We start from the raw sequence: 24,583 nt of genomic DNA on the forward strand, positions 1-24,583 counted from the left end.
GCGGGCTCCGCATCCCTCCCCGTCCGCTTCCTAAGGCATTCGCCCGATGCCGTCACCGCCGTCTTAGGACCACGATGACCTGGCATGACGACGAGATGGACGGCGGTCCGCGTGCTGCGTGACCGCACGGCGGGCCGGTGCCTCACGGCCGTGGGGGTCTCCGGGTTCGGCACCTCCGCCCTGTGGCTGGCGTCGGGGGTGTGGGTCAAGGACCTCACCGGCTCGGACGGGCTCGCGGCCCTGTGCGTGCTGGCGATGTGGGCGCCGACTCCGGCGGGTCCGGTGCTCGGCACGGTCGCCGACCGGTACCGTCGCCGGCCGCTGCTGGTCGTGCTGAGCCTGTGCATGGCGGCGCTGCTGCTCACGCTGTGCGCGGTGGACGGACCGGAGAAGCTGTGGCTGCTGTACGCGGTGCTGTTCGTGTACGGCGCCGCCGGCACGGTGCACGACGCGGCGGAGTCGGCGCTGGTCGCGGGTGCCGTGGACGGCTCCCTGCTCGGGGACTTCAACGGGCTGCGGATGACGGCCAACGAGGGCATGAAGCTGCTCGCCCCGCTGGCCGGCGCGGGGCTGTACACGGTGTACGGCGGGCCCGGTGTCGCCCTCCTGGACGCGGTGAGCTTCCTGGCGGCGGCGCTGGTGTACATGTCGCTGCGGGTGCGGGAGGAGCGCCCCGCGCCCCGCCGGGACGGCGACCGGGGCGGGACCCGCGAGGGCGTCCGGCACCTGTGGGCGGACCCGGTGCTGCGCCCGCTGGTCGTGGCGGGCGGGGTCACCATGCTGTGCGCGGGCGTGAACGGGGCGCTCGTATACGCCGTGGTCGAGGACCTCGGCCACTCCCCCGCCTACGCCGGGGTGCTGTACGCCGTGCAGGGGGCGGGGTCGGTGGCGGCCGGGCTGCTCTCGGGCCCGGCCCTGCGCCGCCTGGGCGTCCGCCGCTTCGCCGCGTACGGCATCGCCGTACTGGCCGTCGGGGTGGCGCTGCGCGCGGTGCCGTTCGACCCGGCGGCGTGGGCGGGCAGCGTGGCGGTCGGCGCCGGACTGCCCGCCGTGCTGATCGCCGCGCTCACCGGCGTGCAGCGGCGCACGCCGGGGCCGCTGCTGGGCCGGGTCACCGCCACCGCCAACGCCCTGGTGTTCTCCCCGAACGCGCTCGGGCTCGCGGCGGGCGCGGCGCTGGTCGAACTCGTCGACCAGCGGGTGCAGTTGGTCGCCCTCGGCGTGGCGCTGGGGGTGACAGCGGTGGTGCTGCTCGGTCAGCGGCCGGTCAGCGCCGACCGTACGGCGGCGAGGTCGCCGTCCGACGCCAGCCCCGCGTGATAGAGCCGCAGTTCGTTGGCGCCCAGGCGGCGGGCCTCGGCCGCGTCGGCCGCGAGGGTGGCGGGGCTGCCGCCCATGCCGGAGACGACGGTGAGGTTGGCGGCGAGGACGGCGCCCTCACGGCCCGCGCGGGCGAACGGGGTGACGAGTCCCGGGCCCCCGGTGCAGGGGACGACCACGCCGTCGGCGACGGACAGGATGTGCGCGGGGTCGACACCGGCGTTGGCGCCGCAGTGGTAGGACTCCGGGTCCGCGTGCAGCAGCACCTGGAAACCGTCGGGCGCGGCCTGGCGCACGGCCGTGACGGCCGCCTCCTGGAGGGTGCGGGCCGTGCGGTCGCGCCACGCGCGCGTGGCGTTCGCCCGGGTGTCGCCGAGCAGTTTCTCCACGCCCGTCCAGCCGCCTGCGGAGGGTGCCTCCCCGCGCCACACCGGGTCGAGGGCGTCCCGTACGGCGGCGGCGAGCCCGTCCGCGTCCAGGCCCTCCTGCCCGTAGCCGTCCCGGCAGGAGGGGCAGAAGCACAGGGACATCAGGTACTGCCCGGCGTCCCCGAGCGGCACCCCGCCGGTCTTGTCGTGGGCGTGCAGATGGGCCAGCCCGTACCAGCCGAGCGACTCCAGTTCGGTGCCGCGCGCCCCGGGCCGCACGGCCGCCTCGGCGGCGAGGTCCGTCAGGTAGGCGCGGGTGTCCGGCTGGGCGACGCACGGCGCCCAGGGGTAGCGGTCGCCGTAGGCGTTGACCACGGAGGTGTCCGGATGCTCGGCGCCGAGGCGCGAGTTGTGGGCGAGCACCACCCAGGTGTGCACCTCCAGACCCGCGTCCGCGAGCGCGGCGGCGGCCTCCCCGAAGGCGTCACCGGGTGCCCAGTCGCCGGCCGGGTGGGGGCGCAGGGCGCGGCCGGACCAGCGGGACTCCTCGGGCGGGTACAGCACGGCCGCGTACTCGGCGGTGACCACGCGGTGGCGCGGGTGGCGGGGGGTCAGCGCGCGGGTGGAGTGATAGGCCGAGGCCAGGGTCACCTGGGCGGTGCCGAGCCCGGCGATCCGCCCGGGGGCCGCGGGGTCCCCGTTGACGTCCCAGGGGTAGACGAACGCCGATGCCTTCACATGCCCTCCTCGAGCAGCGCCTGTCCCCGCTCGATCAGCTGAGCGAGCTGCTTGAGATGATCCCCGGTCGGCTCGTGCAGCGGGGGGCGCACCTCGCCCACGTCCAGTCCACGCAGCCGCACCCCTGCCTTGACCAGCGAGACGGCGTATCCCTGGCCCTGGTCGCGCAGTTCGACGAACGGCCGGTAGAAGCCGTCGATCAGGCGCCGCGCGGTGCTCTCGTCGCCGGTGCGCAGGGCGGTGTGGCAGGCGAGCGCGAGCTCCGGCACGAAGCAGAACACCGCGGACGAGTAGAGGGTGATGCCGAGGCCGCGGTAGGCGGGCTGGGTCAGTTCGGCGGTGGGCAGCCCGTTGAAGTACAGGAAGTCCTCGACGCCGGCCGTGCGGACGGCGCTGACGGTGCGCTGCATCAGGTCGAGGTCGCCGTAACCGTCCTTGAGGCCCACGATGCCGTCGGTGCAGGCCAGTTCGACGACGGTGGCGGGGGTGAAGACGGCGTTGTCGCGCTGGTAGACGATCACGGGGAGGGGCGTCGCGGCGGCCAGTTCGCGGTAGTGCCGCAGCAGCCCCTCCTGGCCGGCCTTGACCAGGTACGGCGGCATGGCGAGCAGCCCGTCGGCGCCCGCGCGCGCGGCCAGCCGGGCGTAGTGCGCGGCGAGGGCGGTGCCGTAGCCGGCGCCCGCGACGACCGGGACGCGCCCCTCGGCGGCCTCCACGGCTACCTGGACGCAGGCCTCGAACTCCTCGGGCGTCAGGGCGTGGAACTCGCCGGTGCCGCAGGCGGCGAACACGGCGGCGGCCCCGGCCTCCACTCCGCGCCGCACGTGGAGCCGGTAGGTGGCGAGGTCGACGGCGCCGTCGGGTCCGTAGGCGGTGACCGGGAAGAACAGCGGCCCGCTGGGGATACTGAGTCGCGCGGCGAGAGGGGCTGACGTCACAAGCTCTCCCTGGTCCATATTCGTGATTGGCGTCTATATTTCTGAACGCCACCACGCTAAGACGCGCCAGGGACCCCGGTCAAGCGGCTCGCTGCCCGTGGCTGGGCGGGTGAGGGGCGGTGGAGACCTACTTGACGCGCCGCGTCCGGTCTCCTTAGCGTGTCCACGCACGTGAACGACGTGCGTGGACCTGTATGTTCGCCCGTTCGGTCGGCGCCGCAAGGAGACCCGTAGATGCCCGCTCCCCGCACCGTCCTGCTCACCGGCGCCGCCGGCGGCCTCGGCACGCTGATGCGGGGGCTGCTCCCCGACCACGGCTACGAGCTGCGGCTGTTCGACCTGCTCCCGGTCGACGGCGAACCCGACGCGGTCGTCGCGGACCTCGCCGACCGGGACGCCGTGCGCGAGGCGGTCCGCGGTGTCGACGCGATCGTGCACCTCGCGGGGATCTCGCTGGAGGCGTCCTTCGACAAGATCCTCAAGGCGAACATCGAGGGGACGTACAACCTGTACGAGGCCGCCCGGGAGGAGGGCGTCCGCCGGATCGTCTTCGCCTCCTCCAACCACGCCGTCGGCTACACCCCGCGGCCGCGGGGCGACGACCCGCTGATCCCGGTCGACACCCCGCGCCGGCCGGACACCTTCTACGGACTGTCCAAGTGCTTCGGCGAGGACCTGGCCCAGCTCTACTGGGACAAGCACGGGGTGGAGACGGTCTCCGTGCGGATCGGGTCCTGCTTCCCGGAGCCGACGAGCGTGCGGATGCTGTCGGTGTGGATGAGCCCGGCGGACGGGGCGCGGCTGTTCCACGCGGCGCTGACGGCGGAGGGTGTGGGGCACACCGTGGTGCACGGGTCGTCCGCGAACACGCGGTTGTGGTGGGACCTCGGGTCGGCGCGGGCGCTGGGGTACGAACCGCGGGACGACTCCGAGCCGTACGCGGAGAAGCTGATCGCCGAGCAGGGGGAGCTGGATCCGGCGGACCCGGCGCACGCGTGCCTGGGGGGCCACTTCGTGACGGACCCTCCCATCTGGCCCCACTGACGGCCAGGCCCGGCCCTGAGCCGAGTGCGGCCCGTCGACGGCCGCTCGCGCGGTTTCCCGCGCCCCTGCGGGGGCGCACACGCCCCGCCCCCTGCGGGCAGTCGTGCCGCAGGGCGGCACGGGTGGGCGCAGACGGCACCCTGTCAGCACACCTAGGAACAGCGCCGTACGGAGGGCGTGGTCCTACGCCGAGTGCGGCCCGTCGACGGCCGCTCGCGCGGTTTCCCGCGCCCCTGAAGGGGCGTTGCCGTCGTACGGCGGCGGAAAACGTACGCCCCGCCGGAACGGGCGGGCGGGAAACGGGCGGGTGCGGACCGACAACCGGGCACACGCCCCGCCCGCTCTCACCCCCCACCCAGGTCCGAGCCGGGCACCCACCCACCCGACCGGGCACAACCGGGCAGCAACGGACACGCAACAGACCTGGTCAGCACCCCGCCCCCGCTGTACAACTTCCTGCAAGGACCCACACCGGGTCCGAACGGGCAGCAGACCGGCGAGATCAGGAAGCAGGGGTCCGGCCATGGGCATCAGGACGGCCGAGGAGCGCCAACGCGAGATCGTGCGGGTGGCACGCGCCACCGGCTCGGTCGACGTGACCGCGCTCGCCGCCGACCTGGGCGTGGCCAAGGAGACCGTGCGCCGGGACCTGCGCGCCCTGGAGGACCACGGACTGGTGCGCCGTACCCACGGCGGCGCCTACCCCGTGGAGAGCGCCGGCTTCGAGACGACGCTCGCCTTCCGCGCCACCAGTCACGTCCCCGAGAAGCGCAGGGTCGCGGCCGCCGCGGCCGAACTGCTCGGGGACGCCGAGACGGTCTTCGTCGACGAGGGCTTCACCCCGCAGCTCATCGCCGAGGCCCTGCCCGCCGACCGGCCGCTCACCGTGGTCACCGCCTCCCTGCCGGTCGCGGGCGCACTCGCGGAGAACGGCAACGCCTCCGTCCTGCTGCTCGGCGGACGCGTCCGCTCCGGCACGCTCGCCACCGTCGACCACTGGACGACGAAGATGCTCTCCGGCTTCGTCATCGACCTGGCGTTCATCGGCGCCAACGGGATCTCCCGCGAACACGGCCTGACCACGCCCGACCCGGCGGTGGGCGAGGTCAAGGCGCAGGCGGTGCGGGCCGCCCGCCGGGTGGTGTTCGCGGGCGTCCACACCAAGTTCGGAGCGGTCAGCTTCTGCCGGTTCGCCGAGGTCGGCGCGCTGGAGGCGATCGTGACGAGCACCCTGCTCCCGGCGTCCGAGGCCCACCGCTACTCCCTGCTGGGACCCCAGGTCGTCCGGGTGTAGGCAACACAGATCAGCACAGCTCACCCCCGCACAGCCCCACGCGACACCGCGCAACCCCACCCGCACCGAACCGCACACCGTTACCTCCCCCCGGGGCCGATCCATGCCAGGTGACGCCCGTTGTCTCCCTATACGTCCAGGAGCGATCCATGCGAACCCAGAGCCGACGGAGGCCGCGAGCCACACTCGCCGCGGCCGCCGCAGGGACGCTGATCGCCCCGCTGCTCTCCGGCTGCTGGGTCGGAGCGGGCGGGGCCGGATCCGGCGGTGACGCCATCAACGTCCTGATGGTGAACAACACGCAGATGGTCGAGCTGCAGAAGCTGACCGCCGCCCACTTCACCAAGGAGACCGGCATCAAGGTGAACTTCACCGTGCTGCCGGAGAACGACGTCCGCGACAAGATCAGCCAGGACTTCGCCAACCAGGCCGGCCAGTACGACGTCGCCACCCTCTCCAACTACGAGATCCCCATCTACGCCCGCAACGGCTGGCTGCACGAGATGGACTCGTACGTGAGGAAGGACCCCGGCTACGACGAGCAGGACGTCCTCAAGCCGATGCGGCAGTCCCTCACCGGCGACGACGGCAAGCTCTACGGCCAGCCCTTCTACGGCGAGTCGTCGTTCCTGATGTACCGCAAGGACGTCTTCGCGGCGAAGGACCTGACGATGCCCGCCAAACCCACCTGGCAGCAGGTCGCCGACCTCGCCGCCCAGTTGGACGGCGCCGAGCCCGGCATGAAGGGCATCTGCCTGCGCGGCCTGCCCGGCTGGGGCGAGGTGATGGCGCCGCTGACCACCGTGGTGAACACCTTCGGCGGCACCTGGTTCGACAAGGACTGGAAGGCGCGGCTCGACTCCCCCGAGTGGAAGCAGGCGGTCAACTTCTACGTCGACCTGGTCCGCGAGCACGGCGAGTCCGGCGCTCCCCAGGCCGGTTTCGCCGAGTGCCTGAACAACATGACCCAGGGCAAGGTCGCCATGTGGTACGACGCCACGTCCGCGGCCGGCTCCCTGGAGGCCGACGGCTCCCCCGTCGCCGGGAGGATCGGATACGCGCCGGCGCCCGTGGAGAAGACCGAGTCCTCCGGCTGGCTCTACACCTGGGCCTGGGGCATCCAGGACGCCTCCCGCAACCCGGACAACGCCTGGAAGTTCGTCTCCTGGGCGTCCAGCAAGGAGTACGAGGAGTTGGTCGGTGAGGAGATCGGCTGGTCCAACGTCCCCGCCGGCAAGCGCGCCTCCACCTACGCCCACCCCGACTACCGCGCGGAGGCCGCCGCCTTCCAGGAGACGACCAGGCAGGCCATCGAAGGGGCCCGGCCCGACGACCCCGGTGTGCAGCCCCGGCCCGCACCCGGCATCCAGTTCGTCGGCATCCCCGAGTTCACGGATCTCGGCACCAAGGTCTCCCAGGAGATCAGCGCGGCCATCGCCGGACGTCAGTCCGTCGACGCGGCCCTGAGGAAGTCCCAGCAGCTCGCAGAAGAGATCGCCGAGGAGTACGAGGGACGATGACCGCCACGACCACGGCCCCTCCGGCCGCACCGCAGACACCCGCAGCACCCCGCCGGTCCTCCGCCCGGCTGCGCGCCTGGGCCACCCGCGCCCCGCTGCTGCCCGCCCTGATCTTCATGATCGTGGTCACCCAGCTGCCGTTCGTGGCGACCCTGGTGATCTCCTTCCTCGACTGGAACTCCCTCTACCCGGACGCACGTCACTTCGCCGGCTTCGCCAACTACCAGGAGGTCCTGACCGATCCGGCGCTGCGCAAGTCGGTCTGGACGACCGTCCTGCTCACCGTGGGCGTGGTGCTGGCCAGCCTGGTGACCGGACTGCTCCTCGCGCTGCTCCTGGACCGGAGGTTCCGCGGCCGGGGTATCGTGCGCACCCTGCTCATCGCGCCGTTCCTGGTGGTGCCGGTCGCCGCCGCCCTGCTGTGGAAGCACGTCCTCTACAACCCCGAGTACGGCCTGCTCAACGGCCTGCTGCACTACGTCGGCGGCCCCCAGCCCGACTGGATCTCCGGCACCCCGCTGCTCGCCGTGCAGGCGGCACTGGTGTGGCAGTGGACGCCGTTCATGATGCTCATCCTGCTCGCCGGACTGCAGAGCCGGGACCAGCAGCAGATCGAGGCGGCCCGTGTCGACGGCGCGAGCGACTGGCAGATCTTCGTGCACATCACGCTGCCGCACCTGCGCCGCTACCTCGAACTGGGCGCGCTGCTCGGCTCGATCTACATCGTGCAGAACTTCGACGCGGTCTTCACCCTCACGTCCGGCGGTCTGGGCACCGCCAACCTGCCCTACACCGTCTACCAGACCTTCTACCAGGCGCACGAGAACGGTCTCGCCTCGGCGGCCGGCGTCCTGGTCGTCATCGGCTCCATCGTCATCGCGACCTTCGCCCTGCGCGTGGTGTCGTCCCTGTTCCGCGAGGAGGTGTCCCGCGCATGAGCAGCATCGCCGTACGCACCCGCGGCCGGTTCCGCGGCGGAGCGGGTCTCGGCCTGGTCGCCTGGCTGGCCGGCATCGTGTTCTTCCTGCCCATCGCCTGGATGGTCCTGACGTCCTTCCACTCCGAGACGGACGCGGCCGCCAACCCGCCCGCCTGGGGCGCCGCCCTCACCCTGGACGGCTACCGCGAGTTCTTCGGCGCGGGCGGCGGCGCCAGCCCCTGGCCCGCCCTGATCAACTCCACGGTGGCGTCCGTCGTCTCGACGCTCCTGGTGCTGCTGCTGGCGCTGCCCGCGGCCTACGCCCTGTCCATCCGCCCGGTGAAGAAGTGGACGGACGTCCTGTTCTTCTTCCTCTCCACCAAGATGCTGCCCGTCGTGGCCGGGCTGCTGCCGATCTACCTGTTCGCCAAGAACACCGGGATGCTCGACAACATCTGGCTGCTGGTCATCCTCTACACCTCGATGAACCTGCCGATCGCGGTGTGGATGATGCAGTCCTTCCTCGCCGAGGTCCCGGTCGCGATCATCGAGGCCGCCCAGATCGACGGCGCCCGGCTGCCGACGGTGCTGGCCCGGGTGGTCGCCCCGATCGCCCTGCCGGGGATCGCGGCGACGGCACTGATCTGCTTCATCTTCAGCTGGAACGAGCTGCTGTTCGCCCGGGTCCTGACGGGCGTGGTCGCCGAGACCGCCCCCGTCTTCCTGACCGGCTTCATCACCAGCCAGGGCCTGTTCCTGGCCAAGGTGTGCGCCGCGTCGCTCGTCATCTCCCTGCCGGTGCTCGCCGCGGGGTTCGCCGCCCAGGACAAACTCGTCCAGGGCCTGTCGTTGGGAGCCGTGAAATGAAGGCCGCCGTCATCGAGTCCGTGGGCAGGGCCGTCGTCACCGAGGTCCCGGACCCGACGCCGGGCCCGAGGGACGTCGTCGTCGAGGTCGCCGCGTGCGGGCTGTGCGGCACCGACCTGCACATCCTCCAGGGCGAGTTCGCGCCCAAGCTGCCGATCGTGCCGGGCCACGAGTTCGCCGGCGAGGTGGTCGGCGTCGGCTCCCAGGTCACGGAGGTGGCGCTCGGCGACCGGGTCGCCGTCGACCCGTCCCTGTACTGCCACGAGTGCCGCTACTGCCGTACCGGCCACAACAACCTGTGCGAGCGCTGGGCCGCGATCGGTGTCACCACGGCCGGCGGCGCCGCCCGGTACGCGGTGGCGCCGGTGGCGAACTGCGTCAGGCTGCCCGAGCACGTCCGCACCCAGGACGCGGCCCTCGTCGAGCCGCTGTCCTGCGCGGTGCGCGGCTACGACGTGCTCCAGTCCCGCCTCGGCGCGCACGTCCTGATCTACGGCTCCGGGACCATGGGCCTGATGATGCTGGAGCTGGCCAAGCGGACCGGCGCGGCGAGCGTCGACATGGTGGACCTGAACCCGGCCCGCCTGGAGACGGCGCGCCAGCTGGGCGTCTCCGCGTCCGCGGCCAGCCCGGACGAGCTGGACCGGCCGCAGGGCTGGGACCTGGTCATCGACGCGACCGGCAACGCGGCGGCGATCCAGGACGGGCTGGGGCGGGTCGCCAAGGCGGGCACGTTCCTGCAGTTCGGGGTCGCCGACTACGCGACCCGGGTGGAGATCGACCCGTACCGGATCTACAACCAGGAAATCACCATCACCGGGTCCATGGCCGTGCTGCACAGCTACGAGCGCGCGGCGGAGCTGTTCGCGAACGGCGTCCTGGACCCGGACGTCTTCATCAGCGACCGGCTCCCGCTGGACCAGTACCCGCAGGCGCTGGAGCAGTTCGCGGCGGGCGTGGGCCGGAAGATCGTGGTGGTGCCGTAGGGAGCGGTCCCGGGCCCCGAGGGGGCGGGCGCGTGCGGTGAAAACCCGTGGGCGTGCCCGCCCCCCTACCCGTACGATCCCCGGCATGGGCAGACCCAGCGGCTTCGCGTACGAGTCCCACGCCACCACCGTCAGCATCACCCACCACGGCCGCCACGCCACCACCCTGCAGGGCGACCGGGCCGCCCGTTTCCTCGGCGAGGTCACGAGCGCCGCCGACCCGCAGCTCGTCATGGCCCGCTGGACCGGCAACTACAAGCACGGCAACGAACGTACCGCCCGCAACCACCCCCGCAACCGGCGCTGAGCAGCCCGGAACCGGCGGCTGCGCCGAACGGAGCACAGGTAAGGGAACGGTAAAACGCCCTCGCTCGTTCACCCGGCATGACAGCTATGACCCCCGGCTCGAACATCCCCCTCCCCACCGCCCGCGTGACGGTGGACGTCGCCGCGCCCGTGCGGCTCGACGTATCGGGCCTGCTGCTCACCGCCGACGGCAAGGTGCGCTCCGACGACGACTTCATCTTCTACAACCAGCCCTCGGGCCCTGGCGTGACCTACCGCTCCGGCGGCGGCTCGGCCCCCGACGCCATCACGGTCGACACCGCGGCCGTACCCCCCGGCATCGAGAAGATCGTCGTGACCGCGAGCCCCGACGCGGCGGGCCAGACCTTCCAGGGCATCGAACCCACCGCGACCGTTCGCGACGGCGACGGCGGCGCCGTACTGGCGACGTTCACTCCTCCGCGGCTCGGCACCGAGACGGCCCTGGTGATCGTCGAGATCTACCTGCGCAACGGCGCCTGGAAGGTACGCGCCGTCGGCCAGGGTTACGCCAACGGCCTGGCCGGCATCGCCACCGACTTCGGCGTCTCGGTCGAGGAGCCGGCCGCCCCGGCCCAGCCGGTGACCCCGCCCGCCGCGCCGGCCGCCCCTGCCGCCCCGCCCGCCCCCCCGATGGCCGCCCCGCAGGCGCCGCCCGCCCCCGCCGCGCCCCCGGCCCCGGCCGCCCCGGCGCCCGGCAGCGGGAAGATCAACCTCGACAAGGGCCGCGTCAGCCTCCAGAAGAACCAGACCGTCTCGCTGATGAAGGGCGGCCGTCCGCTGCTGTCCCGGGTGCAGATGGGTCTGGGCTGGGAGCCCGCCTACCGCGGCAAGGACATCGACCTGGACGCGTCGGTCATCGCCTACGGCCCGCAGCGCAACCACGTCGACAGCTGCTACTTCGGCAAGCTCCAGATCCTGGGCGGCGCGGTCCAGCACTCCGGTGACAACCTCACCGGCGAGGGCGGCGGCGACGACGAGGTGATCACCGTCGACCTCGGCCGCCTGCCCATGGAGGTCTCGGGGCTGGTCTTCACGGTCAACTCCTTCTCCGGCCAGAAGTTCACCGAGGTCGCCAAGGCGTACTGCCGCCTGTTGGACGCCAGTACCGGCGAGGAGCTGGTCCGTTTCGACCTCACCAGCGCCGAGCCGCAGACGGGCGTGATGATGGCGAAGCTGATCCGGCAGTTCTCCGGCGAGTGGGAGATGACCGCGATCGGCGACTTCGTGAAGTCCCGCACGGTCCGCGGCATGGTCAAGCCGTCCGCCCAGGCGCTGTAGTCACGGGCGGCGGGCAAGGGAAGCGCCGGGTTGTCCCCTCAGGGGCACCCGGCGCTCGTCTCAGGCGGCCGCCCACGGCCAGTCGGCGCCACGCCCGGCCTCCAGCAGCGGCACCGTACGGAAGGCCGCGTCGGACAGGCCGCCGAAGGTGTGCCGGTTCGCCGTACCGGACGGGCCGTGGCCTGCGCGGTACCCGGCCAGGTTCCAGGTGTAGACCGGGACCTCGGCCGGGACCTGCTCGGTGGGATCGCCGTGCGGGCTGTGGGCGTACTGCTCGTCGGTGACGATCAGCACCCGGTCGTGCCGCTTGTAGTGCCGGCGCACCGCCTCGGTCGTGTCGGTGCCGCCGAGGTTCCCGAACCGGTCGAGGATCCTCAGCACCGACTCACCTCGACGGAACCGCACCGGCGCGCTCGTGGAACCGAACTCGACGAGGTCCGCCTTCGCGGCCCGCAGCGCGACCGCCGTACCGAAGACGGCCGCCGCGTCCGCGCGGGTGAGCTCGGAGCGGTCCGACATCCGCGCGTAGAACATCGAACCCGAGCGGTCCACGAGGACCAGCGTCCGGCCGGGCAGCGTGGGCACGTTGGCCAGCGAGTGGCCGAGCGCCCGCTCCAGCGCGTACGACCACCGCAGTGACGGCGCGTGACGGTACGCGGCGAGGTAGCGGAAGGGGAACTGCCGCGACCGTGCGACCTCCGCCGGATCGGCGATGCGCGCGGCTACCTGCGCCGCGACCTCGTCGCTCACCGCGGCCTCGTCGAAGTTGCGCAGGTTGCGCACCAGCGCCATCGGGCCCATGGACGGTATGACGGCTTCCCAGGCCGCCTTGTCCATCGGCCCCTGAAGCCAGCCCGCCACCGCCTCCCAGGTGAGGCCCGCGGCGGCGAGCCGCTCGGCACCACCGGGGGCCGTGACGACCGCGCGCCGCTCCTCGACGGGCAGCGCCATCAGCTCGCGGTGGGCGGTGAGGACGCGGTTCGAGGCGGGCGGCTCCGCGGTGTCCGGGTGGTGCCGGCGGTCCAGGGCGTACCGGAACAGCTCGCCCTGCCACGGCTTGTCCGGGTCCGGGGCGGCGTGCACCAGGTTCAGGATGTCGCCGAAGCGGTAGCCCTTGGACGCGGTGTCGTACTTCAGCAGGGCCTTGCCCCCGTAGAGCCGGCGCACGGCGTCGGCGACACCGCGCTTGACCGGCTTCGGGATGTTCCGCCCGTACGTCGCCGTCCAGTAGGCGAGCAGTTCACCCGGCTCGTCGGGCCGGCGCAGCACGGAGTCCACGACCCGCCGGTTCGACGGACCACCGGTCGCGCCGGCGTCCAGGCGGGCCTTGACGTACTCGGCGGCGCCGACGAGCGACGCGGTGCGCAGGTTGCCCTCGCCCCGCAGCCAGCCGAGCAGTCCGGCCGTCCAGTCCGGGTCGCTCACGGCGAGTTCGCGCACGAGCTTCGCGAACCGGTCGTCGCGGGCGTCGCCGCTCTCGTAGAAGGTCTGCTGCGTCACGAAGTTGGACACCGCGAGCAGGAAGAGCTCCGAGCGCGCGTCGCGCTCGCGCCCACGGCCGCCCTGGTACGTACGCAGCACACGGCCGGTGGACGTCACACGCGACGTCGGCTGCGGCCTCGCGGCCCGCGTGTTGAAGCGCGCCATGGTGAAATCCCCCGCATTCCTGTCGTATCCGGGAGGGAGGCGCGACAAAGGAGGGTGCCCGAGAAACGAGTCGGCCGCGGAACACGTCAGGCGCGTCTTCCGTTCCGCCACACCGGCCCGAAGCCGATGACGGGATTCGAACCCGCAGTGAACCTGATCCCGAAGTATCCGCTGCCTGCGCACCGGGCACCCACCAAATGCTGCGCCTCCCGAGATCAAGTCGGCGGCGGCACGGAATTCTTTTGCGAGAAGAAGTAGCCGCGGCCCGCGCACCGGGAGGTGCATGAAGTTGTGGTGTCCAGAGATCGAGGCCGGCGGAACCGACGAAGGTGCTCTGACCCCTGAGCTACACCGGCGCGTCGTGCCGGTGACGGGACTCGAACCCGCGACCGCCCCATTATCAGTGGAAGTAGGTCCTGCCTTCGCACCTGGACGTGCATCACTGTAGGAGGACGGCGCTGGGCGGGGCGAGCGAATTAATCACCGGGCTTTTCGTCGCTCCACGGAATGAGGGCGACGGGCCGGATGCCCGCTTCCTTGATTCCGGCGTACGGCTCGGGCCGCCGGGTGAGAAGGTCACGCCGGTGAATGCGCGGGCAGGGGGCGTCACGGGACCGGCCGCTTGCGTCGACCGCTCACGCGGCGCCCCCGTGCGGGCTAACCCCCCTGCTGCGAGCGCGCCTTGAACGCGGCCTTCCGCGCTTCCTTCGCGATCTTCTTGTCGGAGTGCAGGCGCCCCATCGCCTCCAGGACGTCCGCCGTGGCGGGATGCTCCACCCGCCAGGCCGTGTCGAAGAAGCCGCTGTGCTGCCGGGCCAGTCCCTCCACCAGGGACCGCAGTTCCTCCGAGTTGCCCTCGGCGGCGAGCTGCGCGGCCACCGTGTCGATGGTCAGCCAGAAGATCATCGCCTCGGACGGCGGCGGCACGTCCGCGGCCCCGTGCTCGGCGAGCCACACCCGCGCCAGACCGCCGAGTTCGGCGTCGTCCAGCACCTCCCGCAGTGCGGGCTCGGCGGCGGCGCCCACCAGCGACAGCGCCTGCTGGCAGCGCAGCCGGCGCAGGGGCGCGCCGTCGTCCGTGCCGCGCGCCGCGGCCAGCAGCTCCCGTGCGGCTTCCAGCGGCCGGCGCCGCTCCAGCCAGTGCTCGGTCTCGGCGTGGGCGGCGACCGGCGGGTACCCGGCCGTGCCGTCGAGCAGCGCGTCGGCGCCCTTGTCGGCGAGGTCGCCGACGGCGGGCGCCTCGAAGCCCGCCTCCAGCAGCCGGGCGCGCAGCCCGTACAGGCCGAGCGGGGTCAGCCGCACCAGGCCGTAGCGGGCGACGTCCGTGTCGTCCACGGGGGCGGCGGGCTCCTCGTCGGCGTCGGCCATCAGGGCCTCGTCGACGGGCTGGTACTCCACGAGCCCGATGGGCTCCAGCATCCGGAACTGGTCGTCCAGCCGCATCATCGCGTCGGACACCTGCTCCAGGACGTCGTTGGTGGGCTCCGCCATGCCGTCGGGCACGATGACGGAGGCGGCCAGCGCGGGCAACGGCACCGGCGTGTCGCCGGCCTTGTCCTCGCCGACGGTCAGCAGGTACAGGTTGCCGAGCACCCCGTCGAGGAACTCCGCCTCGGCCTCCGGGTCCCAGTCCAGGGCGTCGAGGTCCAGCTCGCCCGACCCCTCGCCCTCGGCGATGGCGTCGACCAGCCCGCCCAGGTCCGGCACGCTCGCGTCGCCCAGCACGGTCTCCAGCGCGCCGAGCCACACGCCCAGCACGTCCTGCGGCGAACCCCCGGTGAGCAGCGCCAGTTCGGCGCCGGTGCGGACGGTGCCCTCCTCCTCGTCGACCACCTCGACGAGCCCGGTGTCGACGGCGACCCGCCAGGCCTCACTGGCCTCGGCCGCGGCGTCCTCCCCGGTCAGCCCCAGTTCCCCGGCGGCGCCGGGGAGTTCCTCCTCCAGCAGTCCGCCGCCGGCGTCCACCCGGGTCCGGGGGCCGGCCCAGCGGGCGAGCTTCGCGGCCCGGGACAGCACAGGGGTGGACAGGGCGTCGCGCGCCAGCTCCGCTTCGGGGCGCAGCCGCGCCGGGGGCAGGGTGGAGCTGTCTGACATCGGCTGGTTCTCCTCGTGCCTCTTACGACTCAGCCGCTCAGCCTAGACGGATTTCCACCCATGCCGCCCGCTTCCTCTCCGCGTCGGTGACCGCACATGGCCGAAAGCTTGACAAGTGGCTTGGCCAGGCTGGACATTGACGCGCGTAGACAGGGTGTGTCCCGCACCCGCCCACCCTCGTTCCGGTCCCCGGAGGGAATCCCGTTGCCGAGCAAGCCGACCGCGCGTCTCGCCGCGCTCACCGTCGCCGCCGTGTGTTCCGCGGCGTCCACCGTCGTCCTCACGACGCCCGCGCACGCCGAGTCCGTGCGCATCCACGACATCCAGGGCGACACCCGCGTGTCGCCGTACGCCGGTAAGCAGGTCACGGATGTGACCGGAATCGTCACCGGCATCCGCACCTACGGTTCGTCCCGCGGCTTCTGGATGCAGGACCCCACCCCGGACGCCGACCCGGCCACCGGTGAGGGCGTGTTCGTCTTCACCAGCTCCACCCCGCAGGGCGTCGCGGTGGGCGACGAGGTCACCGTCTCCGGCACGGTCACGGAGTTCGTCCCCGGCGGCGCGTCGTCCGGGAACCAGTCGGTGACCGAGATCACCAAGCCCACCGTCACGGTCGTCTCCCGGGGCAACCCGGTCCCGGCTCCGGCGACCCTCGACGCGCGCTCGGTACCGGCCGCGTACGCGCCGAAGGGCGACCCGGCGGCCGGCGGCTCGGTGAACGCGCTGCGCCTGCGCCCGTCCAGGTACGCCCTCGACCTGTACGAGTCACTGGAGGGCATGAACGTCCGCGTCGCCGACGCGCGCGTGGTGGGCGCCACCGACCCGTACACGGAGCTGTGGGTCACGGTGAAGCCGCACGAGAACCGGAACAAGCGCGGCGGTACCGTCTACGGCTCCTACGACGCGCAGAACACCGGCCGGCTGCAGATCCAGTCGTTGGGCAAGGCCGCCGACTTCCCCGACGCGAACGTCGGCGACGTCCTCGCCGGCGCCACCACCGGCCCGCTGGACTACAACCAGTACGGCGGCTACACCCTGGTGGCGAGCGAGCTCGGCACCCTGGAGCCCGGCGGCACCGAGCGCGAGACGACCCGCGCCCAGCACCGCTCCGAACTCGCGGTAGCCACCTACAACGTCGAGAACCTCGACCCGTCCGACGACACGTTCGCCGCGCACGCCGACGCGATCGTGCACCATCTCTCCTCGCCCGACATCGTGTCGCTGGAGGAGATCCAGGACAACAACGGCGCCACGGACGACGGCACGGTCGCCGCCGACGAGACGCTGGGCAAGCTGATCGACGCCATCGAGGCGGCCGGCGGCCCGCGGTACGACTGGCGCGCCGTCGACCCGGCCGACAAGGAGGACGGCGGCGAGCCGGGCGGCAACATCCGCCAGGCGTTCCTGTTCAACCCGGCCCGGGTCTCCTTCACCGACCGGCCCGGCGGCGACGCCACCACGCCGACCGACGTCGTGAAGGTCCGCGGCAAGGCCGCCCTGACCCTCTCCCCCGGCCGCGTCGCCCCGGGCTCCGCGGCCTTCGAGGACAGCCGCAAGCCGCTGGCCGGCGAGTTCGTCTTCCGTGGCCGTACGGTCGTCGTCATCGCCAACCACTTCTCGTCCAAGGGCGGCGACCAGGGTCTGACCTCGCAGTACCAGCCGCCGGTGCGCGGCTCGGAGACCCAGCGTCACCTGCAGGCGAAGGAGGTCCACGACTTCGCGGCGAAGATCATCAAGGTCCAGAAGAACGCGGCGGTCGTGGCGCTCGGCGACATCAACGACTTCGAGTTCTCCCGCACCACCCGCATCATGGAAGGTGGCGGCGTCCTCTGGTCGGCGATCAAGTCGCTGCCCGCGTCGGAGCGTTACTCCTACGTGTACCAGGGCAACAGCCAGGCGCTGGACCAGATCCTGATCAGCCCGTCCATCCGCCGCACGTGCTCCTTCGACTACGACAGCGTGCACGTCAACGCGGAGTTCCACGACCAGATCAGCGACCACGACCCGCAGGTCCTGCGCTTCAAGCCGTGACGCGGGGCGCTCGGCGCCATGACGCGGGGCGCTTCGCGCCGTGACAGCGGACGGCGGGGGCACGGAGCGGTTCACCGCTTCCGTGCCCCCGCCGTCACTCGCACCCGGACGGACCGGTCAGTGGAGACGGCGCTGCACCATCACCGCACCCGCGGCGAGCATCACCAGCGCGCCCGCGGCGGCCATCAGCTGCGTGCGGTGCTGCTTGCCGACCTCACCCGCGTGGGCGGCGCTGCTGCGCATCTGCACGGTCATCGCGCCGGCCCGGTCCCGCAGCTCGTCGGCGCGTGCCCGCGCCCGTGCCTTGACATCCATCTTCCCGGCCAGCTCCTCGACGGTGTCGCCGAGTTCGTGCCGGGTCCGTTCGATCTCGCGGCGCAGCTCGTCCGGGCCCTTGGCCCCCTGCGCCGCCGCCTCACTCGCGGCGTCCACGTGGGCTCCCGACGAGGACGTCGTGCCCCTCACGTCGTGCGTCATCGGTGCGCCCTTCCCTTGATCTCCTCGACGTCGGCCTTCACGCTGCCCATCGTCCGCTCCGGCTTGGGCGGGGTGGCCCGGCGCAGCTGCCCGCGTCCGGCCAGCGCCAGCACGCCGGCGATCACGAACAGCACGGCCGTGATGATCAGCGCCGCCGCCCACAGCGGCAGCACCAGGTCGAGAGCGGCGATACCCGTGGCAGCCAGCGCGAGCAGCCCCGCGTAACCGAACGCTCCCGCCGCCCCGAGCATCCCGCCGCCCACTCCTGCCCGGCGCCCCTTCTCCGCCAGTTCCTCCTTGGCGAGCGCCACTTCCTGCCGTGCGAGTCGCGAGATCTGTTCGGTGGCCTGCCCGACGAGTTCGCCGACGCTGTGCTCGGCACGGACGGGCCGCTGTTGGATGGTTCCGGCCACGGTGCGCCTCCTCTCGGTGGGGCCACCCGAGTACCCCCGCCCGCATCCGGCTATCCCTCAAGCAATACTTACGCATACCGGTCACGATCTGTAAGTAGACCTTCACCGTCTGGCGGCCGACACTACTCCCATGAGCCCTCTCGGCCGCACCCTGTGCGCGATGATCACCCCGTTCACCCCAGCCGGCGCGCTCGACCTCGACGGTGCCCAGCGTCTCGCCGACCATCTGGTCACGCAGGGCTGCGACGGCCTGGTGCTGTCCGGCACCACGGGCGAGTCCCCCACGACGACGGACACGGAGAAGCGGTCCCTGATCGCGGCCGTACGGGAGGCCGTCGGCGACCGCGCGGCACTGGTCGCCGGCGTCGGCAGCCCCGACACCGCGCACACCGCCACCCTGGTCCGTGAGGCCGAGCAGGCGGGCGCCGACGCCCTTCTGCTGGTCGCCCCGTACTACAGCCGCCCGCCGCAGGACGCGGTCGAGGCGTACTTCCGCGAGACCGCCGACGCGACGGGGCTGCCCGTGGTCCTCTACGACATCCCGGCCCGCACCGGGGTCCGTGTCGAGCCGGACACCCTGCTGCGGCTGGCCGAGCACCCGCGGATCGTGGCGGTGAAGGACTGCAGCAACGACTTCCTGGCGGCGCAGAAGGTGATGTCCCGCACCGGCCTCGCGTACTACGCGGGCTGCGACGAACACAACCTGGCGCTCTACGCGGTGGGCGGCGCCGGCTGCGTGAGCACGGTGGCCAACGTGGCCCCGGCCGGGATCCGCTCGGTGCTGGACGCCTTCGACCAGGGCGACACGGCGGGGGCCACCCGCCTCCAGCACCGGCTGACCCCGCTCATCGAGGCGATGATGGCGAGCGGACTCCCCGGCACGGTGACGGCGAAGGCCCTGCTGCCGACCCTGGGCCTGCCCGCGGGCCCGGTCCGCCCGCCTCTGCTCCCGGCGGACCCCCCGACGACCACCGCCCTCGTCGAGACGCACGCCAGGGCGACGGCCTCTTAGGGCCTTTCGCCCCCGCCCGGGGGGACCGCGAGGTTCTCGACCCCGTGCGCGACGCCCGCCAGCGTCCCGCACAGCATCAGCACCGCGGCCACCCCCATCACTCCGACCGCGCACCGCAGTACGCCCCGGACCCATTTGTCGGTCATAACCCGTCCCGTTCTCCCCGCACCTCAGCCGCCAGGCGTCTGATCGGACCCTGTGCCCACCCGTTCATCCGCCAAAACGACTCCGAGGTCACGGGGAGTAACCCGTACGGGAGCCTGCATGTGATCATCACATCTCGCCCCGGCGGCTACGCCAGGGCGACCGCTCTCCACCTGCCCGCGCCTGAGACCGCACGTTCGGGCAGCGCGTCAGCCGGTCAGGCGCGCTCGGGCCAGACCGGGCCCTGGTCGGTCCAGACGACACCCTTGTTGCGGCACAGGCAGAAGGGGTGGCCGACCGGGTCGGTGTAGATCCGCCACCCGTACCCCTCGGGGCCGATGAAGTCCTGCCGCAGCGTGGCCCCGAGGCCGAGCACACGCGCCTGCTCGGCCTCGATGTCGTCCACCTCGAAGTCGAGGTGGAACTGCTTGGGATGCTCGGTGTCGGGCCACTGCGGAGCCCGGAAGTCGTCGACCCGGATGAACGCCAACTCGACCTCCCCGAACCGGATTCCGGCCCAGTCCGAGGTACTGCCCTCCTTCACGGGCCGCCCCGTCACCTTGGAGTAGAAACCCGCCAGCGCCATGGTGTCCGGACAGTCGATGATGAAATCGGTGAGTCGCAGCATCCCTTGATCGTGTCACACGGCCCCTGCCCCGTCTTCGTCAGAGCGGCCGGCCCGCGAACTCGGGCACGAACGTCGCACCGAGGCCGTACCGCGCGAAGCCGAACGGCTGGAAATCGGCATCGGCGAGGACGCGGTGGAGGAACTCGGCGGTGGACATGTCGTACCGGTACCAGGGCCCGGGATCATGGGACCGCGCGAGGACGGGACAGTGGCCGGGCCGCTCGGCGTCGATCAGCCAGCAGTACTGGTCGGCCCACTCGGTGGAGCCCCACGTGACGACCCCCTTGCCGCCCGGCGTGTAATGGTCGTACGGCCCGTCCGCGGAAACGCCTCCGTACGTGCCCTCCCGGGCGGCCGACAGCCCGGCCCGCCACTGTGCGGTCAGATCGAACGAGACGCCCGCGCCGCAGCCTATGAAGGAGACGGACTCACTGAACACACCACCGCCGAACGCCTCGGTGAGCTCCTTGTAGTCCGCCGGCAACGGAACCCCCAGCTCTTTCTCGATCTCCGCCCAGTCGACGGAGAGCCCGAGCGGCTCCCACCCAGTCAGACCGAGCACGCGCCGCACCCACGAGTGAGCGTCGCCCGAGCGCGTGCCACGACGAGGAGGGACCACCCGGACGTCTTCCTCCACCGACTCGTCCGCCGGCGGCGCATCCCGCTCCGCGACGATCACCACCAACTGCTCGGCGCTTCCGCCACGCACCGCCCCACAACCGATCCACCGATCGCCGAACGCCCACCCGCGCATCTCGGCCAACTCCCCGCCGAACGGCGCGAGAAGCGGCAGCCCGGTCCGCTCGGTCACCTTGGGATCGGCGTAACCGCCCATGACAAGGTTCCGCAGCTGCCCGTACCGACGGCTGAACCGCGCGACGAGAGTGGGCAGCTCGACCGCGCCAGAAACGGTCAGACACACATGCCCCACCCCATGCCCGCCCCGCGCGCACACCAACTCGCGCCCACCCGGCCGCACCAAGAAGTCAACGGCATCGAACAGCTCCTGATCGCCCATGGCCGGACAGTGAAACACACGCCACCGAACCTGTTCGGCGCGCCTGAACTCCTCCCACTGCTGGCACTCCGACCAGCCGCGCAGCGCGCCGGGCCATGTGATCGTGGAGGCCGCCGAGGCCGTGTTGCGGACCCACGGCAAAGCCGGCTACCGAAAGAAATGGATACAGCATCACTTCCCCAGCACAGCTCGGGACGACCTCCGACGGCTGCATCGGCAGCACGACGCGTGCTCGCACGAGAGCTGCCGGATCAGCGCTGATTCCTGACATCAGCGCTGACATCGACGAGGCCGGACGGCGGCATACAGCAGCATCCCCTCGCGACTGCCGGACCCGCCGCAGACGACGACCCCCGGGGCGGTCGTTGACCGAACTCCTGATGCGGTGCTCACGCACGAGCGCCCTCCCGGGCCGTCCCAGGGCCGTGGAAGGGCGCTCAGCGATGACCAACGCCGACAGCTGCCGACAGCTCAGCAGCAGGTCAGGGCGTTGATCGATAAGTCGGCCGCAGGTCACGGCCGCCGGTGATCAGTTGTGGCTGTGCAGAACGTCGTTCAGGCCGCCCCACACCGCGTTGTTCGGGCGGGCCTCCACCGTGCCGGTGACCGAGTTGCGGCGGAAGAGGATGTTGGACGCGCCGGACAGCTCGCGGGCCTTGACGACCTGCCCGTCGGGCATGGTGACCCGGGTGCCGGCGGTGACGTAGAGGCCGGCCTCGACCACGCACTCGTCGCCGAGGGCGATACCCACGCCCGCCTCGGCACCGATCAGGCACCGCTCGCCGACGGAGATGCGGACGTTGCCCCCGCCGGACAGGGTGCCCATGGTGGACGCGCCGCCGCCGATGTCGGAGCCGTCACCGATGACGACACCGGCGGAGATGCGGCCCTCGACCATCGACGTGCCGAGCGTGCCGGCGTTGAAGTTGACGAAGCCCTCGTGCATCACCGTGGTGCCCTCGGCGAGGTGCGCGCCGAGGCGGACACGGTCGGCGTCGGCGATGCGCACGCCCTTGGGGGCCACGTAGTCGGTCATGCGCGGGAACTTGTCGACAGAGGTCACCTGGAGGTGCAGGCCCTCCGCGCGGGCGTTGAGCCGCACCTTCTCCAGCTCGTCCACGGCGACCGGCCCGAGGGAGGTCCAGGCGACGTTGGCGAGGTGGGCGAAGATGCCGTCCAGGTTCTGGCCGTGCGGCTGCACCAGGCGGTGGGAGAGCAGGTGCAGGCGCAGGTAGACGTCGTGCGCGTCGACCGGCTTGGCGTCCAGGGAGGAGATGACCGTGCGGACCGCGACGACCTCGACACCGCGGCGCCGGTCCGGGCCGACCGCGGCGGTGGCGCCGCCGCCCAGCAGTTCGGCGGCCTGCTCGGCGGAGAGGCGCTCGGTACCGGACGGGCCCGGCTCGGCGGCGAGCTCGGGGGCCGGGAACCAGGTGTCGAGGACGGTGCCGTCGGCGGCGACGGTGGCGAGGCCGGCGGCCACTGCGCCGGTGGTGCTCTGAGCAGTCGTGTCGGTCATGAGGGCAACCTAACCGGCCGGTGGCCGCGGACGCGAACCGGTCCCTCCGGCATCTCAGGTGCCGGTCCCGGGACCGCGTCCGGCCCCACCGCAGCAGCCCGGGGCAGGACACCGCGGGCGCGCGCCTGGTCCCAGGCCGTCCCCGCACCCGCACCGCGTTCAGACCCCATGGCAGCAGCCGCCCCGGCGCCCCGCGGGCGTACGCCCCCTCCCGAGCTGAAGGCGCTCCCGCGACCGCGTTCAGCTCGGTGGCAGCAGCCGTCCCAGCACCTCGCGGGCGTACGCCTCGTCGTAGGGCATGCCGGTCAGCAGGACCTGGAGGCAGATGCCGTCCATCAGCGCCACCAGGGCCCGCGCCGTGACCGGGTCCGTGCGGCGGGACAGCTGCGCGGCGACGTCCTCGCACCACTCGGCGGCGACCGGACGCAGGGCGGGGCGCCGCAGCGCGGCCAGGTACAGCTCGTACTCCAGCTCCACGCCCGTCCGCTCGCCGCCCAGCCACTCCCCCATCAGCCCGGCCAGCTCGGCCGCCAGATCGGTGCGCGGGTCCTCCAGGCCGCCCCGTGAGGCGATCACCTTGGCGAAGCCCTCGTTGGCCTGGCGCAGGGCGGCGACCATCAGTTCGTCGAGGGTCTTGAAGTGGTACGTGGTGGAGCCGAGCGGGACGTCGGCCTCCCGCGCGACGGTGCGGTGGGTGAGGCCCGCGATGCCGCCGCGGCCCACCACCCGGATCGCCGCGTCGATGATCCGCTGCCGCCGTTCGGGGTCGTGCCGACGCGCCGCCATCAGTGCGCGCCGCCCAGGTTCAGCACCACGACCCCGATGATGATCAGCGCGATGCCGGCGGCCTTGGCGACGGTCATCCCCTCGCCCAGGAACACCATCCCGATCGTGGCGATCGCGGCGGTGCCCACGCCCGCCCAGATGGCGTAGGCGGTGCCGACGGCCACCGTGCGCAAGGTCTGCGCGAGGAGGGCGAAGGAGACGACGTAGCCGAGCACGGTCAGCACGGAGGGCCAGAGCCTGCTGAAGCCGTCGCTGTACTTCATGGCGGTGGTGGCGCACACCTCGGCGGCGATGGCCCCGGCGAGCAGCAGGTATCCCATGTGTACGAGCGTACACACCGACGCGTCGGGCGGAGGCACGAAAACGGCGACGCCCCTCGAAAGGGGCGTCGCCATCCATCGGTGTGCAGCAGGCTCAGACGTTGAAGCCCAGCGCCCGCAGCTGCTCACGGCCGTCATCCGTGATCTTGTCCGGGCCCCACGGCGGCATCCAGACCCAGTTGATGCGCAGCTCGCTGACCAGGCCGTCCGTGGCGGACTTGGCCTGGTCCTCGATGACGTCGGTCAGCGGGCACGCCGCCGACGTCAGGGTCATGTCGATGGTCGCCACGTTGGAGTCGTCCACGTGGATGCCGTAGATCAGGCCCAGGTTGACGACGTCGATGCCCAGCTCGGGGTCCACGACGTCCATCAGGGCCTCGCGGAGCTCCTCCTCCGAGGCCGGCTTCATCTCCACGGTCTCGCTCATGCGGTTGTCCTTTCGGCGTCGGCGCCCAGCGCCTGGGCCGTCGCGTCCTTCCACGCCATCCAGCTCAGGAGGGCGCACTTGACCCGCGCGGGGTACTTGGAGACACCGGCGAACGCCACCGCGTCCTCCAGCACCTCCTCCATCGCGTCGTCGGGCTCGATCTTCCCCTTGGACTGCATCAGCTCCAGGAAAGTCCCCTGGATCTTCTGCGCCTCGGTGAGGTCCTTGCCGACCAGCAGGTCGTTCAGCACGGACGCGGACGCCTGGCTGATGGAACAGCCCTGCCCCTCGTAGCTGACGTCGCTGATGGTCGTGCCGTCGTACTTCACGCGCAGGGTGATCTCGTCGCCGCACGTCGGGTTGACGTGGTGCACCTCGGCGTCGCCGTCCCGGAGACCACGCCCGTGCGGGTTCTTGTAGTGGTCCAGGATGACGTCCTGGTACATGGAGTCCAGCTTCACGCCT

The 24,583-nt window shown here is 72.1% G+C and carries 25 protein-coding genes and 1 tRNA gene; 11 read left to right on the plus strand and 15 right to left on the minus strand.

Going from position 1 to position 24,583, the window contains the following annotated elements:
• The first annotated feature begins 84 nt into the window (after positions 1 to 84).
• Positions 85 to 1,320, plus strand: coding sequence for an MFS transporter (locus B100_RS0125420; protein ID WP_024887233.1), 1,236 nt, complete (start codon positions 85 to 87; stop codon positions 1,318 to 1,320).
• On the opposite strand, the gene B100_RS0125425 is transcribed toward B100_RS0125420, so the two are convergent.
• Both B100_RS0125425 and B100_RS0125430 read right to left on the minus strand, forming a co-directional pair.
• A complete protein-coding gene (locus B100_RS0125425; RefSeq protein WP_024887234.1) occupies positions 1,257 to 2,426 on the minus strand; it encodes a hypothetical protein in 1,170 nt (389 codons plus the stop codon). The genes B100_RS0125420 and B100_RS0125425 overlap by 64 nt on opposite strands.
• Positions 2,423 to 3,364, minus strand: a complete 942-nt coding sequence (locus B100_RS0125430; RefSeq protein WP_024887235.1) for a 5-dehydro-4-deoxyglucarate dehydratase — start codon at positions 3,362 to 3,364, stop codon at positions 2,423 to 2,425. The genes B100_RS0125425 and B100_RS0125430 overlap by 4 nt, the downstream gene beginning before the upstream one ends.
• Before the next feature lie 234 nt (positions 3,365 to 3,598).
• On the opposite strand from B100_RS0125430, the gene B100_RS0125435 reads away from it, so the two are divergent.
• From B100_RS0125435 to B100_RS0125470, 8 genes are all read left to right on the plus strand, one after another.
• Positions 3,599 to 4,408, plus strand: a complete 810-nt coding sequence (locus B100_RS0125435; protein ID WP_024887236.1) for an NAD-dependent epimerase/dehydratase family protein — start codon at positions 3,599 to 3,601, stop codon at positions 4,406 to 4,408.
• Positions 4,409 to 4,931: 523 nt separating this feature from the next.
• Positions 4,932 to 5,702, plus strand: a complete 771-nt coding sequence (locus tag B100_RS0125440; RefSeq protein ID WP_024887237.1) for a DeoR/GlpR family DNA-binding transcription regulator — start codon at positions 4,932 to 4,934, stop codon at positions 5,700 to 5,702.
• A 149-nt stretch (positions 5,703 to 5,851) separates the two neighbouring features.
• On the plus strand, positions 5,852 to 7,222 hold the full coding sequence (locus tag B100_RS0125445; protein WP_024887238.1) for an ABC transporter substrate-binding protein: 1,371 nt from the start codon (positions 5,852 to 5,854) through the stop codon (positions 7,220 to 7,222).
• The gene (locus B100_RS0125450) at positions 7,219 to 8,160 is read left to right on the plus strand and encodes a carbohydrate ABC transporter permease (protein ID WP_024887239.1); all 942 of its coding nucleotides are present in this window, start codon (positions 7,219 to 7,221) and stop codon (positions 8,158 to 8,160) included. The genes B100_RS0125445 and B100_RS0125450 overlap by 4 nt, the downstream gene beginning before the upstream one ends.
• The gene (locus B100_RS0125455; RefSeq protein ID WP_024887240.1) at positions 8,157 to 9,008 is read left to right on the plus strand and encodes a carbohydrate ABC transporter permease; all 852 of its coding nucleotides are present in this window, start codon (positions 8,157 to 8,159) and stop codon (positions 9,006 to 9,008) included. Before B100_RS0125450 ends, B100_RS0125455 begins: the two co-directional genes overlap by 4 nt.
• The gene (locus B100_RS0125460) at positions 9,005 to 9,994 is read left to right on the plus strand and encodes a zinc-dependent alcohol dehydrogenase family protein (protein WP_024887241.1); all 990 of its coding nucleotides are present in this window, start codon (positions 9,005 to 9,007) and stop codon (positions 9,992 to 9,994) included. The genes B100_RS0125455 and B100_RS0125460 overlap by 4 nt, the downstream gene beginning before the upstream one ends.
• An 85-nt stretch (positions 9,995 to 10,079) precedes the next feature.
• Positions 10,080 to 10,301 carry a hypothetical protein gene (locus tag B100_RS0125465; protein ID WP_024887242.1) on the plus strand — a complete coding sequence of 74 codons (222 nt, stop codon included), beginning with the start codon at positions 10,080 to 10,082 and terminating at the stop codon, positions 10,299 to 10,301.
• Between the two features lie 86 nt (positions 10,302 to 10,387).
• On the plus strand, positions 10,388 to 11,599 hold the full coding sequence (locus B100_RS0125470) for a TerD family protein (protein WP_024887243.1): 1,212 nt from the start codon (positions 10,388 to 10,390) through the stop codon (positions 11,597 to 11,599).
• Positions 11,600 to 11,659: 60 nt separating this feature from the next.
• Here B100_RS0125470 and B100_RS0125475 read toward each other — a convergent pair whose 3' ends face one another.
• The 3 genes from B100_RS0125475 to B100_RS0125480 all read right to left on the minus strand — a co-directional run bounded on the left by B100_RS0125475 (position 11,660) and on the right by B100_RS0125480 (position 15,340).
• On the minus strand, positions 11,660 to 13,246 hold the full coding sequence (locus B100_RS0125475) for a TROVE domain-containing protein (protein WP_024887244.1): 1,587 nt from the start codon (positions 13,244 to 13,246) through the stop codon (positions 11,660 to 11,662).
• A 365-nt stretch (positions 13,247 to 13,611) separates the two neighbouring features.
• Positions 13,612 to 13,681 (minus strand) — tRNA-Ile (locus tag B100_RS37025).
• A gap of 222 nt (positions 13,682 to 13,903) precedes the next feature.
• Positions 13,904 to 15,340, minus strand: coding sequence for a hypothetical protein (locus tag B100_RS0125480; RefSeq protein WP_024887245.1), 1,437 nt, complete (start codon positions 15,338 to 15,340; stop codon positions 13,904 to 13,906).
• 204 nt (positions 15,341 to 15,544) lie between these two features.
• Here B100_RS0125480 and B100_RS0125485 point away from each other — a divergent pair, with 204 nt between their 5' ends.
• Entirely contained in the window at positions 15,545 to 17,374 is a 1,830-nt protein-coding gene (locus tag B100_RS0125485; protein WP_024887246.1) for an endonuclease/exonuclease/phosphatase family protein, read from the plus strand.
• Between the two features lie 117 nt (positions 17,375 to 17,491).
• Here the strand turns inward: B100_RS0125485 and B100_RS0125490 are convergent, their stop codons facing one another.
• Both B100_RS0125490 and B100_RS0125495 read right to left on the minus strand, forming a co-directional pair.
• Positions 17,492 to 17,851 (minus strand): DUF3618 domain-containing protein, encoded by a 360-nt coding sequence (locus tag B100_RS0125490; RefSeq protein ID WP_024887247.1) that lies wholly within the window; start codon positions 17,849 to 17,851, stop codon positions 17,492 to 17,494.
• The gene (locus B100_RS0125495) at positions 17,848 to 18,264 is read right to left on the minus strand and encodes a phage holin family protein (protein ID WP_024887248.1); all 417 of its coding nucleotides are present in this window, start codon (positions 18,262 to 18,264) and stop codon (positions 17,848 to 17,850) included. Before B100_RS0125495 ends, B100_RS0125490 begins: the two co-directional genes overlap by 4 nt.
• A gap of 130 nt (positions 18,265 to 18,394) precedes the next feature.
• Here B100_RS0125495 and dapA point away from each other — a divergent pair, with 130 nt between their 5' ends.
• Positions 18,395 to 19,276, plus strand: coding sequence for a 4-hydroxy-tetrahydrodipicolinate synthase (gene dapA, locus B100_RS0125500; RefSeq protein ID WP_024887249.1), 882 nt, complete (start codon positions 18,395 to 18,397; stop codon positions 19,274 to 19,276).
• On the opposite strand, the gene B100_RS37030 is transcribed toward dapA, so the two are convergent.
• The 8 genes from B100_RS37030 to sufU form a co-directional block, all read right to left on the minus strand.
• Positions 19,273 to 19,422, minus strand: coding sequence for a hypothetical protein (locus B100_RS37030; RefSeq protein ID WP_158686751.1), 150 nt, complete (start codon positions 19,420 to 19,422; stop codon positions 19,273 to 19,275). The two genes, dapA and B100_RS37030, sit on opposite strands and share 4 nt — an antisense overlap.
• Before the next feature lie 215 nt (positions 19,423 to 19,637).
• Entirely contained in the window at positions 19,638 to 20,048 is a 411-nt protein-coding gene (locus B100_RS0125510) for a VOC family protein (protein ID WP_024887250.1), read from the minus strand.
• Between the two features lie 37 nt (positions 20,049 to 20,085).
• Complete coding sequence (locus tag B100_RS34925) at positions 20,086 to 21,066, minus strand: SMI1/KNR4 family protein (protein WP_158686752.1); 981 nt, start codon at positions 21,064 to 21,066, stop codon at positions 20,086 to 20,088.
• A 529-nt stretch (positions 21,067 to 21,595) separates the two neighbouring features.
• Complete coding sequence (gene dapD / locus B100_RS0125520) at positions 21,596 to 22,585, minus strand: 2,3,4,5-tetrahydropyridine-2,6-dicarboxylate N-succinyltransferase (protein ID WP_024887252.1); 990 nt, start codon at positions 22,583 to 22,585, stop codon at positions 21,596 to 21,598.
• A gap of 240 nt (positions 22,586 to 22,825) precedes the next feature.
• Positions 22,826 to 23,371, minus strand: coding sequence for a TetR family transcriptional regulator (locus B100_RS0125525; RefSeq protein WP_024887253.1), 546 nt, complete (start codon positions 23,369 to 23,371; stop codon positions 22,826 to 22,828).
• Positions 23,371 to 23,691, minus strand: coding sequence for a DMT family transporter (locus B100_RS0125530; protein WP_024887254.1), 321 nt, complete (start codon positions 23,689 to 23,691; stop codon positions 23,371 to 23,373). The genes B100_RS0125525 and B100_RS0125530 overlap by 1 nt, the downstream gene beginning before the upstream one ends.
• 94 nt (positions 23,692 to 23,785) lie before the next feature.
• The gene (locus B100_RS0125535) at positions 23,786 to 24,118 is read right to left on the minus strand and encodes a metal-sulfur cluster assembly factor (RefSeq protein ID WP_024887255.1); all 333 of its coding nucleotides are present in this window, start codon (positions 24,116 to 24,118) and stop codon (positions 23,786 to 23,788) included.
• Positions 24,115 to 24,579, minus strand: a complete 465-nt coding sequence (gene sufU, locus B100_RS0125540; RefSeq protein WP_024887256.1) for a Fe-S cluster assembly sulfur transfer protein SufU — start codon at positions 24,577 to 24,579, stop codon at positions 24,115 to 24,117. Before sufU ends, B100_RS0125535 begins: the two co-directional genes overlap by 4 nt.
• Positions 24,580 to 24,583 lie beyond the last annotated feature (4 nt).

It is taken from the genome of Streptomyces sp. CNH189, from assembly GCF_000527195.1.

Excerpts from the sequence above, each read along its gene's own strand:
- B100_RS0125420 (WP_024887233.1), top strand. The coding sequence starts at position 85 with ATGACGACGAGATGGACGGCGGTCCGCGTGCTGCGTGACCGCACGGCG.
- B100_RS0125455 (WP_024887240.1), top strand. The coding sequence starts at position 8,157 with ATGAGCAGCATCGCCGTACGCACCCGCGGCCGGTTCCGCGGCGGAGCG.
- B100_RS0125510 (WP_024887250.1), bottom strand. The coding sequence starts at position 20,048 with ATGCTGCGACTCACCGATTTCATCATCGACTGTCCGGACACCATGGCG.
- B100_RS0125480 (WP_024887245.1), bottom strand. The coding sequence starts at position 15,340 with ATGTCAGACAGCTCCACCCTGCCCCCGGCGCGGCTGCGCCCCGAAGCG.
- B100_RS0125440 (WP_024887237.1), top strand. The coding sequence starts at position 4,932 with ATGGGCATCAGGACGGCCGAGGAGCGCCAACGCGAGATCGTGCGGGTG.
- B100_RS0125470 (WP_024887243.1), top strand. The coding sequence starts at position 10,388 with ATGACCCCCGGCTCGAACATCCCCCTCCCCACCGCCCGCGTGACGGTG.
- B100_RS0125490 (WP_024887247.1), bottom strand. The coding sequence starts at position 17,851 with ATGACGCACGACGTGAGGGGCACGACGTCCTCGTCGGGAGCCCACGTG.
- B100_RS0125530 (WP_024887254.1), bottom strand. The coding sequence starts at position 23,691 with ATGGGATACCTGCTGCTCGCCGGGGCCATCGCCGCCGAGGTGTGCGCC.
- dapA (WP_024887249.1), top strand. The coding sequence starts at position 18,395 with ATGAGCCCTCTCGGCCGCACCCTGTGCGCGATGATCACCCCGTTCACC.
- B100_RS37030 (WP_158686751.1), bottom strand. The coding sequence starts at position 19,422 with ATGACCGACAAATGGGTCCGGGGCGTACTGCGGTGCGCGGTCGGAGTG.
- B100_RS0125525 (WP_024887253.1), bottom strand. The coding sequence starts at position 23,371 with ATGGCGGCGCGTCGGCACGACCCCGAACGGCGGCAGCGGATCATCGAC.
- B100_RS0125450 (WP_024887239.1), top strand. The coding sequence starts at position 7,219 with ATGACCGCCACGACCACGGCCCCTCCGGCCGCACCGCAGACACCCGCA.
- dapD (WP_024887252.1), bottom strand. The coding sequence starts at position 22,585 with ATGACCGACACGACTGCTCAGAGCACCACCGGCGCAGTGGCCGCCGGC.
- B100_RS34925 (WP_158686752.1), bottom strand. The coding sequence starts at position 21,066 with ATGGGCGATCAGGAGCTGTTCGATGCCGTTGACTTCTTGGTGCGGCCG.
- B100_RS0125445 (WP_024887238.1), top strand. The coding sequence starts at position 5,852 with ATGCGAACCCAGAGCCGACGGAGGCCGCGAGCCACACTCGCCGCGGCC.
- B100_RS0125460 (WP_024887241.1), top strand. The coding sequence starts at position 9,005 with ATGAAGGCCGCCGTCATCGAGTCCGTGGGCAGGGCCGTCGTCACCGAG.
- B100_RS0125465 (WP_024887242.1), top strand. The coding sequence starts at position 10,080 with ATGGGCAGACCCAGCGGCTTCGCGTACGAGTCCCACGCCACCACCGTC.
- B100_RS0125475 (WP_024887244.1), bottom strand. The coding sequence starts at position 13,246 with ATGGCGCGCTTCAACACGCGGGCCGCGAGGCCGCAGCCGACGTCGCGT.
- B100_RS0125435 (WP_024887236.1), top strand. The coding sequence starts at position 3,599 with ATGCCCGCTCCCCGCACCGTCCTGCTCACCGGCGCCGCCGGCGGCCTC.
- B100_RS0125535 (WP_024887255.1), bottom strand. The coding sequence starts at position 24,118 with ATGAGCGAGACCGTGGAGATGAAGCCGGCCTCGGAGGAGGAGCTCCGC.